The sequence below is a fragment of the Frankia sp. BMG5.23 genome, assembly GCF_000685765.2.
In the GTDB taxonomy this organism is placed as follows: Bacteria; Actinomycetota; Actinomycetes; order Frankiales; family Frankiaceae; genus Frankia; species Frankia casuarinae.
Genome location: NZ_JDWE01000004.1, coordinates 28,542 through 45,138, shown reverse-complemented (window position 1 = coordinate 45,138; position 16,597 = coordinate 28,542). Strand labels below are relative to the sequence as shown.

11 protein-coding genes are annotated in these 16,597 nt (G+C 70.5%); 6 read left to right on the top strand and 5 right to left on the bottom strand.

What is annotated here, in order from left to right; genetic code table 11:
* Positions 1-166: 166 nt before the first annotated feature.
* A complete protein-coding gene (locus tag BMG523DRAFT_RS02820; RefSeq protein ID WP_011438281.1) occupies positions 167-790 on the top strand; it encodes a PadR family transcriptional regulator in 624 nt (207 codons plus the stop codon).
* Here BMG523DRAFT_RS02820 and BMG523DRAFT_RS02815 read toward each other — a convergent pair.
* The 3 genes from BMG523DRAFT_RS02815 to greA form a co-directional block, all read right to left on the bottom strand.
* Positions 710-2,704, bottom strand: coding sequence for a VWA domain-containing protein (locus BMG523DRAFT_RS02815; RefSeq protein WP_011438280.1), 1,995 nt, complete (start codon positions 2,702-2,704; stop codon positions 710-712). The two genes, BMG523DRAFT_RS02820 and BMG523DRAFT_RS02815, sit on opposite strands and share 81 nt — an antisense overlap.
* A 44-nt stretch (positions 2,705-2,748) precedes the next feature.
* Entirely contained in the window at positions 2,749-4,188 is a 1,440-nt protein-coding gene (locus BMG523DRAFT_RS02810) for a magnesium chelatase (RefSeq protein WP_173645785.1), read from the bottom strand.
* A gap of 123 nt (positions 4,189-4,311) precedes the next feature.
* Complete coding sequence (gene greA / locus BMG523DRAFT_RS02805) at positions 4,312-4,794, bottom strand: transcription elongation factor GreA (RefSeq protein WP_011438278.1); 483 nt, start codon at positions 4,792-4,794, stop codon at positions 4,312-4,314.
* A 465-nt stretch (positions 4,795-5,259) separates the two neighbouring features.
* On the opposite strand from greA, the gene mca reads away from it, so the two are divergent.
* Both mca and BMG523DRAFT_RS02795 read left to right on the top strand, forming a co-directional pair.
* Positions 5,260-6,153 carry a mycothiol conjugate amidase Mca gene (gene mca / locus BMG523DRAFT_RS02800; protein WP_232234877.1) on the top strand — a complete coding sequence of 298 codons (894 nt, stop codon included), beginning with the start codon at positions 5,260-5,262 and terminating at the stop codon, positions 6,151-6,153.
* A 222-nt stretch (positions 6,154-6,375) separates the two neighbouring features.
* On the top strand, positions 6,376-6,738 hold the full coding sequence (locus tag BMG523DRAFT_RS02795) for a hypothetical protein (RefSeq protein ID WP_043590285.1): 363 nt from the start codon (positions 6,376-6,378) through the stop codon (positions 6,736-6,738).
* 20 nt (positions 6,739-6,758) lie between these two features.
* Here the strand turns inward: BMG523DRAFT_RS02795 and BMG523DRAFT_RS02790 are convergent, their stop codons facing one another.
* Positions 6,759-9,953 (bottom strand): leucine--tRNA ligase, encoded by a 3,195-nt coding sequence (locus BMG523DRAFT_RS02790; protein ID WP_152987813.1) that lies wholly within the window; start codon positions 9,951-9,953, stop codon positions 6,759-6,761.
* Positions 9,954-10,228: 275 nt separating this feature from the next.
* Between BMG523DRAFT_RS02790 and BMG523DRAFT_RS02785 the strand changes: the two genes are divergently transcribed.
* Entirely contained in the window at positions 10,229-12,250 is a 2,022-nt protein-coding gene (locus BMG523DRAFT_RS02785) for a thioredoxin domain-containing protein (RefSeq protein WP_011438274.1), read from the top strand.
* 216 nt (positions 12,251-12,466) lie between these two features.
* On the top strand, positions 12,467-13,018 hold the full coding sequence (locus tag BMG523DRAFT_RS02780) for a hypothetical protein (protein ID WP_011438273.1): 552 nt from the start codon (positions 12,467-12,469) through the stop codon (positions 13,016-13,018).
* Positions 13,019-13,058: 40 nt separating this feature from the next.
* Here BMG523DRAFT_RS02780 and BMG523DRAFT_RS02775 read toward each other — a convergent pair whose 3' ends face one another.
* Positions 13,059-13,673, bottom strand: coding sequence for a hemolysin III family protein (locus BMG523DRAFT_RS02775; RefSeq protein WP_043590283.1), 615 nt, complete (start codon positions 13,671-13,673; stop codon positions 13,059-13,061).
* A 363-nt stretch (positions 13,674-14,036) separates the two neighbouring features.
* Here BMG523DRAFT_RS02775 and BMG523DRAFT_RS02770 point away from each other — a divergent pair, with 363 nt between their 5' ends.
* Positions 14,037-15,866, top strand: coding sequence for a phosphoenolpyruvate carboxykinase (GTP) (locus tag BMG523DRAFT_RS02770; RefSeq protein WP_011438271.1), 1,830 nt, complete (start codon positions 14,037-14,039; stop codon positions 15,864-15,866).
* Positions 15,867-16,597: the final 731 nt, after the last annotated feature.

The window sequence follows — 16,597 nt, the reverse complement described above, 5'->3', positions numbered from 1 at the left end:
GGGTGGGTCGGCGGGCCGCGCCTCCCGCCCTTGTCGACCCCTCTCCATGGGCCGGTTGGAGAGGGCTGTAGGGGTAAGACGGCTAGGTGCTAGATAGTCCGGAAGAGACGGTACCTATAAACCCGTATCATTCAACCCGTATCATTCAAGCCATATCATCGAGACCATGGCTGGAATCGCGCTGACGCCGGTGTCGTATCTGGTCCTGGGGGAGGTGGCGCGGCGTGGCAGCGCCACTCCGTACGAGCTCAAGGTCGCGGTTGCCGGCTCGATCGGTAACTTCTGGTCGTTTCCGCACGCCCAGCTCTACAAGGAGCCGCCCCGCCTTGCCGCGGCCGGACTCCTCTCGGAGGAACGGGAGGAGTCCGGCCGCAGGCGGCGGATCTTTCGCCTGACCGACGCCGGCCGGAGCAGGTTGGCCGCGTGGCTCACCGTCCCGGAGGCCGGGCGCACCGAGCTGCGCGATCCCGGCCTGCTCAAGCTGGCATTCGCCGATCTGGGCCGGCCGGGTGATGTCAGCCGGCTCGCGCGGGCCCAGGCGGCGGCGCATCGCGCTCACCTGGAGGTGTACCGCTCCCTGATCGCGCTGCCCGCGGGCGCCCTGGCCTGGTCGCTGCGCCGGACCCTCGATCTCGGGCTCGGCTACGAGGAGCTCGCGGTCGAGTTCTGGGAACGCCTCGCCGCCGAGCCGGGCGGGGTGGCGCGGCGGTCAGCGGGCGGTGCGGTGCCTGCCCCGGGCCCGCAGGTAGTCCCGGATGACGTAGTTGCCGAGGGCGGCGGGATCGGGTGAGAGAACCCGCCCGCCGTTGCGTCTGGCTATCTCCTCGACGAACTGCACCAGCCGTGGCTCGTCGTCGAGCATGAACACGTTGACGGTCACGCCGCGCCGGGTGAGCCGGTCGACCTCGGCCAGGGTCAGCTCCAGGGTCTCGGGCATCGGCGGCCAGGAGAACGAGGGAGTACCGTCGCGCAGCAGGTGCGCGGTGGGCTCACCGTCGGTGACCACCATGATGACCGGCTCCGACTGCGGGTAGCGGCTCAGCAACCGGCCAGCGATGAGCAGGGCGTGCTGCAGGTTCGTGCCCTGCACCATCTCGGAGTCGAGCCCGGCGAGCTCGACCGGCCGCAGCTCCCGGGCGTAGTCCGAGAAGCCGACAATGTGGATCTTGTCTTGCGGGAACGACGTGCTGACGAGCGTGTGCAGCGCGAGTGCCGTCGACTTCGCGATGCCCCAGGTGCCCCGCAGCGCCATCGAGTAGGACAGGTCGACGAGCAGGCACACCGCCGCCGTGGCGCGGCGCTCCGTCTCGGCGACCTCGAAGTCGGCCACCGCCAGGCGGATCGGGTGGCCCCGGCCGGGCGGACCGCCGCGCAGCACCGCGTTGCGGACCGTGCGGACGACGTCGATCGGCTGGGTGTCGCCGAACTGCCAGGCCCGGGAGGTGCCCAGCAGATCCCCGGCGGAACCCGCGTCGGTCACGCTGTGATCCCCGCGGCCCCGGGCGGAGACCTGCCGGAAGATCCGGGCCAGTGCGGCCTGCCCGATCCGGCGCACCGCCCGCGGGGTGAGCTCGAGGCTCCCGGCCCGGCGGGTGAGGAATCCCTGCCGCTCCAGCTCCCGTTCGATCTCCTGCAGCCCTCGCAGATCGTCGACGGCGGACCGGCCCAGCGCCCGGGCCACCGCCTCGGGGTCAACGTCTTCCAGGGAGGCCCCGGCGTAGTCCTGCCCCAGCGCGGCGGCCAGTTCGTCCAGCTCCGCGAGCTCCTCCAGCGCGGTGGTGGCGTCGCCGAGACCGAGCGGTTCCTCGCCGCTCAGGCCGTCGCCCAACCGGCCGGCCCGCCCCCGCAGCCGTCCACCCCAGTTGAGGTCAGGTCGGGACGCGCGCAGCGCCTGCGCCAGTCGTGACATCTCCGCGGCGAGCCCCAGGTCCTCCATCGCCGTGGACATCAGATCGGCGAGTTCGGAGCGCTGCTGCGGGGTGAGCCCGGCCAGCAACCGCGCGGCGGCGGCGGCCCGGCGGGCCAGCGCGTCAACCAGTTCCTCCAGCGAGCCGGGGTTCTCCGGAAAGAAGTCGCCGAACTCCCGCATGAACCGGGCGAACGCCTCGTCGGTGTCCTCACCGCGGGCGTCCGCCTCCAGCAGGGCGTTGAGCGCGCCGACCATCTCCCGGATCCGGGCGAAGTCCTCGGGCGTGGCCCCCTCCAGGGCCTGCTTCATCCCCTTGAACTGGGAATCGAGGACCTCGCGACGCAGCAGCTCGGAGATCTTCTCGTACGTCTCGCGGGCCGGCGGGGACCGCCAGTCATACTCGGCGAGCGAGCGCACCGCACGGGCGGGGTCCGCGGGCAGCGCGTCCAGCTCGGCTTCGCGCAGCCGGGCGTCGTCGGAGGGGTCGGGGAACAGCGCCGCCCGTTCCTGGCCCACGGCGGTGTCGAGCAGCCGGCGGACCTCTTGGAGTGTCCCGTCCATCCGGCCGTGGGATCGGGCCTCCCGCCGGTGCCGCTCGACGGCCCGGCGCATGTCGTCCAGACCACGCCGGCCCGGCATGCCCCGGCGCAGCAGCGACTCCAGAGCCTCCCGCGGGGTGCGTCCCTCCAGAATCTGGCGGGACATCTCATCCAGGGCGTCGGACGCGGTGAAGGGAGAGGCGAGTGGGTCGGGTCCGCCGTCCCACGGGCCATACCGGAATGTTCCGGAATTCACTGTTCCTCCTGGAAGCTTCCGTGCCGAGGCCAGGTGCCGCCGGGTCAGGTGCCGTAGACGGTCCGTCCGGGAAGCTCTTCCTTGGCCAGCCGGCGGTTGAGGTGCAGTCCCTCCATCGCCAGCTCCAGCGCGGCCGCCGCGAGCCCCGGCGACTCCGCCCCGTCCACGCCGAGCCTGGTCAGGATCGCCGCGAGCCCGGGCACCGGCCCGACCCGGCGCAGCAGCTCGGCCGCCGCTACCAGGTCGCCGGTCTCGACCGGGCCATCCGCGTCGAAGCGGGCCTGCAGGCCGGTGAGGTCCGCGCCGGCCAGCCTTGCCCGGAATGTCTCGGCCACCGCGCGGCGCAACAGCAGCGCGAGGACCTCGTCCTCCCGGCCCTCCTCCAGCTGGTCGAACTCGACCTTGCCGCGTACCGCCGGGACGATCGCGGCGAGGTCGACCACCCGTGCGGTGGGCGTCTCCTCGCCGGTCAGCGCCGCGCGGCGGACCGCCGAAGCCGCCACCGTCTCGGCCGCGGCCACCGACAGCCGGGCCGACACCCCCGAGCGCTGGTCGACCTGGGGGGCGTCGCGCACCAGCCGGGTGAACCGGGCCACGATCTCCACCAGGTGATCGGGTATCTCCGGTGCGCCGAGCGGGGACCCCGCCCAGGACATCACCGCCTCCTGGCGGATCAGCGCCAGTTCGTCGGTGAGGTGCAGCGGGTAGTGGGTGCGGACCTCGGCGCCGAACCGGTCCTTGAGCGGCGTGATGATCCGCCCCCGGTTGGTGTAGTCCTCGGGGTTGGCCGAGGCGACCAGCAGCAGGTCCAGCGGCAACCGGAGCAGGTAGCCGCGGACCTGGATGTCCCGCTCCTCCAGCACGTTGAGCAGCGCGACCTGGATCCGTTCGGCGAGGTCGGGCAGCTCGTTGACGCTGAAGATCCCGCGGTTGGTGCGTGGCACCAGCCCGTAGTGGACCGTCTCGGGATCGCCGAGCGTGCGGCCCTCGGCGACCTTCACCGGGTCGACGTCGCCGATGAGGTCGCCGACGCTCGTGTCCGGGGTCGCGAGCTTCTCGCTGAACCGCTCGCCGCGGTGCCGCCAGACCACCGGCAGCGCGTCACCGAGATCGGCCGCCAGCGCCCGGCATCGGCCGCAGACCGGCGCGTAGGGGTGGTCGTTGATCTCACAGCCGGCGACGGCCGGCGACCACTCGTCGAGCAGACTCACCAGAGTGCGGATGAGCCGGGTCTTGCCCTGCCCGCGCTCGCCGAGGAAGACGATGTCGTGACCGGCCAGGATGGCCCGCTCGACCTGGGGAAGGACGGTCTCGTCGAAACCGACGATGCCCGGGAACCGGGGGCCGTCGCCCTGCATCAGGGCGACGAGGTTGTCGCGCAGCTCCGTCCGCACCGGGCGGTGCGCGTGCCCGCTGCGGCGCAGCCCACCCAGGGTGGTGAACTGCGGGGCGGCGGCCGTCGGCGGGTGGACCGCAGATGCCACGGTCGGGGGCACGGTCGGTGGTATGGAATGACTGGGCTGTGCCGGCAGATCCTCCACCCGTTGACGGTACGCCGACGCCGCCACCCGTGCAGCCGGGCCGGCGCTCGTCCGCTGCTGGCGTAGTCAGCCCGAGTAGGGCGACACCGAGACGATCTCGACCTTGGCCGAACGGCCGTTGGGCAGCGTGTAGGAGACGGTCTCGCCCGCCTTGTGCCCGCTCACCGCGCCGCCTAGCGGGGACGCCGGGGAGAAGACCTCGATGGGCGTGCTGTGGTCCTCACGCGAGCCGATGAGGAACTTCTCCGTCTCCCGTTCGCCGGAGAAGCGCACCTCGACGACGGTGCCGGGGCCGGCCTCGCCGGTCGCCGCGGGTGCCTCGCCGACCTGGGCGTCGCGCAGCAGGTCCGTGAGCTGGCGAATCCGGGCCTCCTGCTTGCCCTGCTCCTCCTTGGCCGCGTGGTAGCCGCCGTTTTCCTTGAGGTCGCCCTCCTCGCGGGCAGCCTCAATTTTGGTCGCGATCTCCGTACGCCACGGGCCGGTCAGGTAGTCGAGCTCGGAGCGGAGCCGGTCGTATGCCTCCTGGGTGAGCCAAGTCTGCTGCGTCACGCGGGTCACGCTCCTCGGTGAACATCAAAAGGGTCATCATACCAAAATGAATCAAGGAATCCGATGTCGGGCTTGGTGGCTCTGGCGGCGTCTGGACCGCCCGGAAGCTCCGGACCGGCGGGTCAGCCCTTACGGGTGATCCGACAGCCCTTGCCTTCGACCTCGACCACGCATGCTTCACGCAGGGGTGGGAGGACGACGGAACCGGCCGTCGTCCATCGGCCCTCCGGACCGGGCCGACGACGATGTCGGTGCGCCGGTCGACGGCAGGCCTGCCGTCGAAGCATGCGCGGACGGTGCATTGTGCCACGGCGTTGGGTGACTTTTCCAGACCGAACGCGGGGCGGGCCCCGGCGGTTCCTCGGACGAGGTCGGATCACCCAGACCGGTGAGCCCGGAACAACGTCGAGGCATCAGGAAGGCCGAGGCATCAGCAACGTCGAGGCATCAGGAACAATGGGCCGCATGCCCGCGGTCCACGATCGGCATGGCCTGCGCCTGATGGCCATCCACGCCCACCCCGATGACGAGTCCAGCAAAGGCGCCGCCACCATGGCACGTTACGCCAGCGAGGGCGCCGACGTCCTCGTGGTCACGTGTACCGGGGGAGAGGAGGGCAGCATCCTCAACCCCGCGATGGACCAGCCGGGTGTCGCCGCCCGGATGGCGGAGATCCGCAGGCAGGAGATGGAGGCCGCCCGGCTCATCCTCGGGGTCCGCCAGGAGTGGCTCGGCTTCGTCGACTCCGGACTGCCTGAGGGCGATCCGCCGCCGCCTGTTCCGGACGGGCGGTTCGCCACCATCGCGCTCGGCGAGGCGGCCCGTCCGCTGGTCCGGTTGATCCGTCAGTTCCGGCCGCAGGTCATCACGACCTACGACGAGTCGGGCGGGTATCCGCATCCCGACCACATCATGACCCATCGGGTCAGTGTGGAGGCGTTCGAGGCGGCCGGTGATCCCGACCGTTATCCCGAGGTCGGTGTCGACGCCGGCCTCGAACCCTGGCAGCCGCTCAAGCTTTACTACCACCTCACCTTCCACAAGGAGCGCGTCCTCGCTCTCCACGAGGAGATGATGGCCCGCGGTCTGGAGTCCCCCTATGCCGAGCGGCTGGCCGAGTGGGTCGACCGCGCCGAGGACACCGGTCGGCTCACCACCCAGGTGGAGTGCGCGGACTGGTTCGAGACCCGCGACCGGGCACTGATCGCCCACGCCACCCAGGTCGACCCCACCGGATGGTGGTTCCGGATACCCCTGGAGGTGCAGCGGGACGCCTGGCCGACAGAGGACTACCAGCTGGCCCGTTCTCTTATCGAGGTCGGCATGCTGCCCGAAGACGATCTGTTCAACGGCGTGTGACTCTCCGGTAACCTGACCTTTCAGGTGGCATGTGACTTTTCGGATGGCATGTGACTTTTCGAACAGTATGTGATCTAGTCAACGGTGCGTGACCGCGGAGGCGGAGGACTCGTACGGCAGGGCGTAGGGTCGGAATCGGCGCCCGTCGTGGAGTGTCCCCGTGGCGGGCGGTGACAGCAGGTGTGGCGGACACCAGAGGACACCAGGTGTGAGGACGTGCCCGTGAACGAGGTCTTCGCCGCTTCCGTGCTGGTCGAGAGGAAGATCGACGCCGGAGCCGTCGGGCTCCTCGTCGTCCTGGCACTGATCGCGGCCTCCAGCGTGATCTTCTTCTTCCTCTCGAAGAGCCTGCGCCGGATGCGGTCGAACGTCGCCAGCGGCGAGTTCGCCGGCGTCGACCCTGATCCGAACGCGATGCGCCGGCTGGACGGTGGAGACGGGCCGGTTATCGACGGGGAGGTCGTCGAGGACACCGCCGGCACCGCCGGCGCCGGCGGCACGGCGGGCCTGGCGGGTGGCGGCGAGCAGCTGGACCTGCCGACCCAGCCTGGACCCCCCGCGGGCTCCGCGGGGAGCGATCGGTAGGCGGCTGCCGCAGACCCCGGCTAGGCGGGGGAGATGGCGATATTCACGATCCGACCGGGCACGACGATGATCTTCTTGATCGTCCGACCATCGGTCTGCCGGGCGAACTCGGGATGTGCGGCGAGCAGATCGCGAACCGTCTGCTCCGCTGAACCGTCCGGAACCTCGATGGTGAACCGGACCTTCCCGTTCACCTGGACCGGGATCGTCCTGACCGACTCGGCGGCCAGCGCCGGATCCCCGATCGGGAAGGCGACCGTGCTGACCGACTCCTCGTGACCGAGGCGGGACCACAGTTCCTCGGCGATGTGCGGGGCCAGCGGGGCCGCCATCAGGGTGAGCGGCTCGGCGAGCGCGCGGGGGGTGGGGGATTTCCCGTAGCTCTTGCTGACGAAGTTGGTTAGTTCGATGAGCCGGGCGACCGCGGTGTTGAACCGCAGCCCCGCGTATTCGGCGGTGACCGTGAGGATCGTCCGGTGCAGGACGCGAAGAGCCTCGCCGTCCAACGGCTCGTCAACGACGGCGGCCGCCCCGGTGGTTTCGTCGACGACGGTGCGCCACAGCCGCTGGAGGAACCGGTGCGAACCGACGATGTCGTCGGTGTGCCATGGCCGGTCAGCGTCGAGCGGGCCCATCGCCATCTCGTAGACGCGCAGCGTGTCGGCGCCGAACCTGTCGTACATCTCGTCCGGGCTGACGCTGTTCTTCAGGCTCTTGCCCATCTTGCCCGAGCGCCGGTTGACCGGGGCGCCCTGGAAGAGGAACCGGCCGTCGGGGGTCGCCGTCACCTCGGCCGCCGGGACGTACATGCCCCGGGCGTCGGTGAAGGCATCCGCCTGGATGTATCCCTGGTTGAACAGCCGCTTGAACGGCTCCTTGGTGGAGACGTGGCCCAGGTCGTAGAGCACCTTGTGCCAGAACCGGGCGTAGAGCAGGTGCAGCACGGCGTGCTCGACACCGCCGACGTACAGATCGACGCCGCCGTCGCCGGGAACCGCGCCCGGCCTGGCCATCCAGTAGCGCTCGACGGTCGGGTCGACGAAGCGCTCGGTGTTGGTCGGGTCCAGGTAGCGCAGGTAGTACCAACACGAACCGGCCCACTGCGGCATGGTGTTCGTCTCGCGCCGGTACTGCTTCGGCCCGTCGCCGAGATCCAGGGTGACCGTCACCCAGTCGGCCACCCGGGCCAGGGGGGGCACCGGGTCGCTCGCGTCGTCCTCGGCCATCGCCGTGGGCCGGAAGTCGGTCATCTCCGGCAGTTCGATCGGCAGCAACTCGTCGGGAACCGCGTGGGGCAGCCCGTCGACGTCGAAGACGATCGGGAACGGCTCGCCCCAGTACCGCTGGCGGGAGAACAGCCAGTCCCGCAGCCGGTACGACCGCGCCGACCTGCCGGCGCCGATCTCCTCCAGCCAGTGAACCGTGGCCTTGATCGCCTCGCTTTTCGACAGGCCGACCAGCACCGGGGCGCCGGCCGGACCGGGCCGATACTCGCCCGCACCGCTGAACGCCTCGGGCCACTGCGCTGATGGAGTCGCGGGCACTACCCCGTGCGCGGCGTACCAGTCCGCGTCCGGCTCCAGCACGGCGGGGATCGGCAGGTCGAACGCGCGGGCGAAGGAGAAGTCCCGGCTGTCGTGCGCCGGTACCGCCATGATTGCCCCGGTGCCGTAGCCCAGCAGCACATAGTCGGCCAGGAAGACCGGGATGACCCCGCCACCGACCGGGTTGCGCACGTACGAGCCGGTGAACACGCCGGTGCGGTCGATGACCTCCTCGCCGCGCTGCCGGTCGCTGCGGTGGGCCGCGAACTCCCGGTAGGCGTCGACGGCGGCTCGCGGGGTCCACGCCGGATCGGCGCCCGCCTCCGGCCCGGCGGTGTCCGCCGGTTCCGTGCCGCCGCCCGGCCGTCCCGCCGGGAAGCGCCAGCTCACCGGGGTGTCCGCCGGCCAGGTGTCGGCGATCAGGGCGTCGGCCAGGGGATGTTCGGGCGCGAGTACCAGGAAGGTGGCCCCCGCCAGGGTGTCCGGGCGGGTGGTATAGACCTCGATACGCCGGGCGGTCGATGAGCCAGACGGATCGGACGCACCTGCCTCCTCGCCGGGGGCGACGACGGTGAACTCGACGCTGGCGCCCTCGCTCGGACTGATCCAGTTGCGCTGCATCTGCTTGATCGAGTCCGGCCAGTCGACCAGGTCGAGGTCGGAGATCAGCCGCTCGGCATAGGCGGTGATCCGCAGGATCCACTGCTTCAGCGGCCGGCGAAACACTGGGTAGTTCCCGATGTCGCTGCGGCCGTCGGCGGTGACCTCCTCGTTCGCCAGCACGGTGCCCAGCCCCGGGCACCAGTTGACCAGCTGTTCGGAGATGTAGGCCAGGCGGTGCGCGTTGACGACCTTCCGGCGGGACACCTCGTCGAGTTCGGTCCACGCCAGCCCGGCCGGGTTCGCCGCCCGGACCGCGTCAACCGACACGGCCGTGTTCCCCCCGGCGGGGCCGGCTACCGGCGCCCGGGTGCCCGCGGCGAACTCCTCGATCAGCTCGGCGATCGGCCGGGCCCGGCCGGCCTGCGGGTCGTACCAGCTGTTGAAGATCTGCTGGAAGATCCACTGCGTCCAGCGGTAGTAGCCCACGTCGGTCGTCGCGATCTCGCGGCGGGTGTCGTGGCCCAGCCCCAGCCGGGAGAGTTGGCGGCGCATGTTGGCGATGTTGGCGTTGGTGGTGTCGCGGGGATGCTGGCCCGTGTTGATGGCGTACTGCTCGGCGGGCAGGCCGAAGGAGTCGTATCCGAACGGATGCAGCACGTGCCGGCCGGACATCCGCAGATAGCGGGCGAACACGTCGGTGCCGATGTACCCCAGCGGGTGCCCGACGTGCAGCCCCGAGCCGCTCGGATAGGGGAACATGTCCATGATGTAGAACGGCTCCCGGCCGGCGACCTTCTCGAAGCCCGTCGAGAGCGGCCCGACCGGGTTCGGCGAGTTGAACGTGCCCTCGTCGGCCCACCGGCGCTGCCAGCGCCGCTCGATGTCGGCGGCGAGCCGGGCGTCGTACCGGAAGCTCGGCTCGACGCTCCCGGTCCCGGCGGGGGCGCCGCCCGCGGTGCCCGCGGCTGCCGGGATGATCCCGCCAGACGCACCGGTCGGTGCCACCGTGGTGTCCGCGGCGCCGGTCCGGGCGCCGGGCTCGGCCGTCTCACTCATCGCTCGTGCCATCCAAACTCGTTGGTACGTCGACCCTCTCACCGCTCTCGCGGCGGGAACGGCGGCCTGACGGACGGCGGTCGGGCGAGCGGACGGCGGGGATCGTGCGGTCCCACGAGCCTATCCGCCGGGTACGTCGGCGCGGCGGGCCGGTCGAGGAAGCGCGCCGATCACGTCGGCGCGGCGTGGAGATGAGGGCGGACTACCTGGGCGCGCCTTTGGTTGCATATCCAGAGGCCTACGGGGTTCCGCGGGCCTGGCGGACACGCAGATCATGAGGAGTTCGGGTGCCTAACAAGCTCGCGGAGCAGACGTCTCCGTACCTGCTGCAGCACGCGGACAACCCGGTCGACTGGTGGCCCTGGAGCCCGGCGGCCTTCGCCGAGGCGGCCCGGCGGGGGGTGCCGGTGCTGCTCTCGGTGGGCTACGCATCCTGCCACTGGTGCCATGTCATGGCGCACGAATCGTTCGAGGACGCCGCGACCGCCGAGTACATGAACGACCACTTCGTCAACATCAAGGTGGATCGGGAGGAGCGGCCCGACGTCGACTCCGTCTACATGGACGTCACCGTCGCCCTGACCGGGCACGGCGGCTGGCCGATGACGGTGTTCCTCACCCCTACCGCCGAGCCGTTCTTCGCCGGCACCTACTTCCCGCCGCGTCCCCGGCCCGGCATGGGGTCGTTCCGCCAGGTCCTGACGGCGGTCACCGAGGCCTGGCGGACCCGGCGGGACGAGATCGAGGAGTCGGGGGCGGACATCGCCCGCCGGCTCGCCGAGGCGGCGACGCGTGGTCCGGCGTCCGGTCTCGCAGCCGAGATCACCCCGGCTCTGCTCGACACCGCCGTGGCGGGGCTGTCGGCCCGCTTTGACGCCCGTCACGGTGGATTCGGCGGTGCGCCGAAGTTCCCGCCGTCCATGGTCGCCGAGATGCTGCTGCGGCACTCCGCCCGCACGGGGGACGCGCGCAGCCTGGAGATGGTCGCGGTGACCTGCGAACGGATGGCGCGTGGGGGCATCTACGACCAGCTCGCCGGGGGGTTCGCCCGGTACAGCGTCGATGCGACGTGGACGGTCCCGCACTTCGAGAAGATGCTCTACGACAACGCGCTGCTGCTGCGGGTCTACCTGCACCTGTGGCGGGCCACCGGGTCGGCACTGGCCGAACGGGTGGTCCGGGAGACGGCAGCCTTCCTGCTTGCGGATCTGCGCACCCCCCAGGGGGGGTTCGCCTCGGCGCTCGACGCGGATGCCGTTCCCGCGGATGCCGTTCCCGCGAGCGCTGCCCCGGCGGGAGCGCACCCCGAGGAGGGGGCCAGCTACGCCTGGACACCCGCCCAGTTCGTCGCCGTCCTCGGGCCGGAAGACGGGCGGTGGGCCGCCGGCGTCTTCGGCGTCACCGAGCAGGGCAGTTTCGAACGTGGTACGTCGGTGCTGCGCCTGCCGGCGGACCCGGACGATCCGGCGAGGTTCGCGGCGGTCCGCGCGGCCCTGGCCGCGGCACGGGCGACCCGGCCGCAGCCGGCTCGCGACGACAAGGTGGTGGCCGCCTGGAACGGCCTGGCCATCGCGGCGTTGGCCGAGGCTGGCGCGTTGTTCGACGAGCCGGACTGGGTGCGGGCCGCCGAACAGGCCGCCGTCCTGCTCCGGGACGTGCATCTCGTCAACGGACGCCTGCGCCGGACGAGCCGGGACGGGCGGGTTGGCGTGAACGCCGGGGTACTGGAGGACTACGGCGACGTCGCCGAGGGACTGCTCACCCTGCACCAGGTCACCGGCGATCCGGAGTGGCTCGCGCTCGCCGGGACGCTGCTGGACATCGTCCGTGATCGGTTCGCGGCCTCTGACGGGGGGTTCTTCGATACCGCGGACGACGCGGAGGTGCTGTTGCGCCGGCCGCGGGACGACTCGGACTCGGCGACCCCGTCGGGCCAGGCGGCTGTCGCCGGCGCCCTGGTCAGCTACGCGGCGTTGACCGGTTCCACCGAACACCGGTCGGCCGCCGAGACGACGGTGGCGCGCGTCGCTCCGTTGCTGGCCCGGGATGCCCGGTTCGCCGGTTGGGCCGGTGCGGTCGCCGAGGCGCTGCTGGCCGGGCCGGCCGAGGTCGCGGTCGTGGACAGCCCGGCGCTGGAACGGCTCGCCCGCCTCGGCACGGCGCCCGGTGCGGTCGTGGTGACCAGCGGACCGCTGACCGTCGGCCGGGAAACGGCTGGGGTGTACGTGTGCCGGGATTTCGTCTGTGAGCTGCCGGCCCGGACCGCAGCCGAGGTGCGCCGCCAACTCGGGGTGAAGGTGGCCAGCTGACCGTCCCTCTTCTTTCACTGGTGATGCGGTAAGCATGTTGCACTGGTGATGCGGTAAGGCTGGTGATGCGGTAAGACTGGCGGTGCGGTAAGCATGTAATTGTCACGAGGGGTTCTTCGGATCCGCTCTGGAGTGCCAGATCGGGCCTCCGGGCCCGGATCAGCCGGCAGGCCGGGCCCGCGCGCGGGTCCCGATCGGAGATCGAGGGGACACGTCATGTCCGGTCCGCGTGGACGGGGGTACGGCAGACCGGGGGAGCGGGCGGAGGTGGTTCCGGCGGACGACGCCGCAGCCTGGTTCGCCGAGCACATCCCGGCCGGGTGGTTCGCCGGGATGCCCACGGTGGTCGTGGACCGGGACGAGATCACGGTCATCGGGGTACTCGCGGCCGGCGGCGTCGCGCCCGGAGGAGGGCCGTCGGCGACGGGGGCCCGGATCCGGCGGTTCCGGGAGCAGACCCGTGAGGAACGGATCGCCATCGCCACGAAGGCCGAACATCGGTACAACCGCAAGGTGGCGTGGGGCGCGACCGTCGGTGACACCACCGAGCTGTTCACCGCGCTGTCCGTGCCGGTGATGACCCGGCTGCGCCAGCCGGAACGCCAGGTGCTCGACACCCTCGTCGACTCGGGGGTGGCGCGCAGCCGCAGCGAGGCCCTCGCCTGGTGCGTACGTCTGGTGGGCGAGAACGCCGACAGCTGGCTGCGCCAGCTCCGGGAGGCCATGGAACAGGTGGAGAAGATCCGCTCGGTGGGCCCTCGGCTGTAGCCGCCGGAGCCCCCGGTAGCCGCCGTGCGGGGGAAGGCTGTTAGTAGATGGCGAAGAGCAGCGCAATGTAGTGGCAGGTCGCGGCGACGAGGGNGAAGGCATGGAACACCTCGTGGTAGCCGAAGATCGTGGGTGCCGGGTCCGGTCGCCGGCAGGCGTAGACGACGGCGCCGAGGCTGTAGCAGACCCCCCCCACGAGCAGAAGTACCATCGAGGCGATCCCGGCCCGGTGGGCGAGCTCCGGGATCACGAAGACGGCTACCCAGCCGAGCGCGATGTAGAGCGGCACGGTCAGGTACCGCGGCGAGTGCAGCCACAGCATCCGGATGGCGACGCCGAGTCCCGCCCCTCCCCACACCACCGCCAGGACCACCCGAGCGGTCGTCGGCGGCATCGCGATCAGGGCGAAGGGGGTGTAAGTCCCGGCGATGAAAATAAAGATCATTGAGTGGTCGAGACGCTTCATGCGCGCCCGGGCACGTGATGTCGACCACATCGTCCGGTGATAGAGGGCGCTCGTTCCGAAGAGGGCCGCAATACTCAGGGCGTAAACCGCGACACCGAGCCGGGCACGCAGCGTGGTAGCCAGTGCCACCGCAATGACGCCTAGTGTCAGGCTGATCGGGAACGCGCCGGCATGTAGCCATCCCCGCATGCGCGGTCGCACCAGGTCACGCGGGTGCGAGGCGATGTCCGTCTGCGGAGGCCCGGCTGGCTGCTGTACGAGGGAAGCCACGCCGAGAACGATAACCCGAGGGTTGCCGCCGTCACGAAGCGGAGCTGGACGGCAGCGGTCGGTCCGTATCGGTGCGTGATGGATCCGACGCTTCTGCGCACTCGCTATCGCGCGACTGCGGACGGAACGCGCGGTACAGTCTAATGATCCTGAACGTGGCCTCGAACTTCCCCTATATTGTGGGTTTTGTCTGAACGTCCACGAGTACGTTCGAGTTCTCAAGTGGGTACCTGCATATGGGAAGAGAGCGCGGCAGGTTCGACTCGACCGGAGGTGTGAGCTGTGACAACCGCGGCACAGGTTTCGGGGCTGGACGTGGCCCCCACGAGGCACGCCAGGCTGGTTGCCTGGGTGCGCGAGATTGCCGAACTCACTCAGCCGGATCGGGTTGAGTGGTGCGATGGATCAGAGGCGGAGTTCGATCGGCTGACCTCCCTTCTGATCGAGCAGGGGACCCTGGTCCGGCTGAATGACGAGAAACGTCCGAACAGCTTTTACGCCGCTTCGGACCCGGGCGACGTGGCCCGCGTGGAGGACCGCACCTACATCTGCTCCGAGCAGGCGGAGGACGCCGGTCCGACCAACAACTGGCTGGACCCTGCCGAGATGCGGGCCACGCTCCGGGGCCTGTTCGCGGGGTGCATGCGGGGTCGGACGATGTACGTCGTCCCGTTCTGCATGGGTCCGCTCGGCTCGCGCATCTCGGCCCTCGGTGTCGAAATCACCGACTCGCCTTACGTCGTCATCTCCATGCGGACGATGACCCGGATGGGAACGCCCGCCCTCGAGCAGCTTGGAACGGACGGTTTCTTTGTCCCGGCCGTCCATTCCCTGGGCGCTCCGCTGGAACCCGGCCAGGCCGATGTTCCGTGGCCGTGCAATACGACGAAGTACATTACCCATTTCCCGGAAACCCGGGAGATCTGGTCCTACGGATCGGGTTACGGCGGAAACGCACTGCTCGGCAAGAAGTGCTATGCGCTGCGTATTGCGTCCGTCATGGCCCGCGACGAGGGCTGGCTCGCCGAGCACATGCTCATCCTCAAACTGACGTCTCCCGCCGGCAAGGTCCACTACATTGCCGCCGCATTTCCGTCGGCCTGTGGAAAGACCAATCTGGCGATGCTCATCCCAACCCTGCCGGGCTGGCAGGCGGAGACTGTCGGTGACGACATCGCCTGGATGCGCTTCGGTGAGGACGGCCGGCTGTACGCGGTCAACCCGGAGGCCGGGTTCTTCGGGGTCGCCCCGGGGACCGGCGAGCAGACCAACCCCAACGCGGTCAGGACCCTCTGGGGCAACGCCATCTACACCAACGTGGCCAGGACCGATAACGGTGACGTCTGGTGGGAGGGGCTGACCAAGCAGCCGCCGGCGCACCTCATCGACTGGAAGGGCCGCGACTGGACCCCCGAGTCCAGCGAGCCCGCCGCACACCCCAACGCCCGCTTCACCGTCCCGGCGGGCCAGTGCCCGACGATCGCCCCGGAGTGGGAGGATCCGCGCGGCGTGCCGATCTCGGCGATCCTGTTCGGCGGGCGCCGGGCGACCGCGGTGCCGCTGGTCACCGAGGCTCCCGACTGGCGGCGCGGGGTGTTCTTCGGCTCGATCGTCGCCTCCGAGACGACGGCGGCCCAGGCCGGAGCGATCGGCAAGCTGCGCCGGGACCCCTTCGCGATGCTGCCGTTCTGCGGCTACAACATGGCCGACTACTTCGCCCACTGGCTCGAGGTCGGGCAGAAGGCCGACCAGACGAAGCTCCCGCGGGTCTACTACGTGAACTGGTTCCGCAAGAGCCCGGAGGGCAGGTTCCTGTGGCCGGGATTCGGCGACAACAGCCGTGTCCTCGCCTGGATCGTCGGTCGCCTGGAGGGCACGGCAGCCGGGGTGGAGACGCCGCTCGGCGTCCTGCCGACGAAGGACGCCCTACCCGTTGACGGCATCGACATCGCCGAGGAGGACCTCGAGACCCTGCTCACGGTGGACGTCGAGGTGTGGAAACAGGAGGCCCAGCTGATCCCCGAGCACTACCAGACGTTCGGGGAACGGCTTCCGGCCGCCCTGTGGACCGAGCACGAGGCGCTTGTCGAGCGGCTGAACAGCGCAGACTGAGCGGCTGACGCACCCAACCGCGAGCTCCGTCCGGGGAGCGCACCGCCGGCACGGCACTTCGTGGCAGCGCCTCACAAGGCAACCGTGGCAGCGCAGGGCATCCATGGCACCACTTCGTGTGATACCCCCGAGCGGGTCGGCCACGGGCCGAGCCGCTCGGCGGGCTCCCGGCCCGGCCCGTGGCGACCGGTCGGCAGGGTTCGGCCCTCCTTCGCCGGCCCGGCGGCCAGCCCGGCGCCGGACTCGTTCGTAACTCCGCGTCGCGTCCGTTGTTCCACCGTCGGCGGGCCGCGTTCCTACCGAGTGTCGCGGTACGGCTCACCTGAGCGGAGCACCATCCGATAATGACCACCCCGCGGATCCCGCATGTTCGCCGGGGATCAATCCCTCCCCCGGGTGAATTTCCGGGAATTCCCCAGCCGGTTGGCTGAATTTCCTCCGACCCGCCCGACGGTGCCAGTCGGCGCCCTCTTTCGGGCCCGGTTTGGTTCGATCCGATCTCGATGACATGTCGAGACAACGAGTGTCCGATCATCGGCCCGCGGTGTTCCATAGCCCGCGGTGTTCCATGGTGTTCCGTCGTGTTTCCCCCGTGGGCGCGCCTCATGCCGTCACCTCTCGGTCGTCGCGTTTCGGGTGACCCCTCACCGGCCATCACGCTTCGGCCTGTCACGTTCTGGCCTGTCGCGTTTCGGCCCACCGTGTCTCTGGCCGGCACGCCCGCGGTCATC

Bases quoted from the DNA above. Each gene is read 5' to 3' on its own strand.
- BMG523DRAFT_RS02820 (WP_011438281.1), top strand. From the start codon at position 167: ATGGCTGGAATCGCGCTGACGCCGGTGTCGTATCTGGTCCTGGGGGAG.
- mca (WP_232234877.1), top strand. From the start codon at position 5,260: ATGCCCGCGGTCCACGATCGGCATGGCCTGCGCCTGATGGCCATCCAC.
- BMG523DRAFT_RS02790 (WP_152987813.1), bottom strand. From the start codon at position 9,953: ATGGCACGAGCGATGAGTGAGACGGCCGAGCCCGGCGCCCGGACCGGC.
- BMG523DRAFT_RS02780 (WP_011438273.1), top strand. From the start codon at position 12,467: ATGTCCGGTCCGCGTGGACGGGGGTACGGCAGACCGGGGGAGCGGGCG.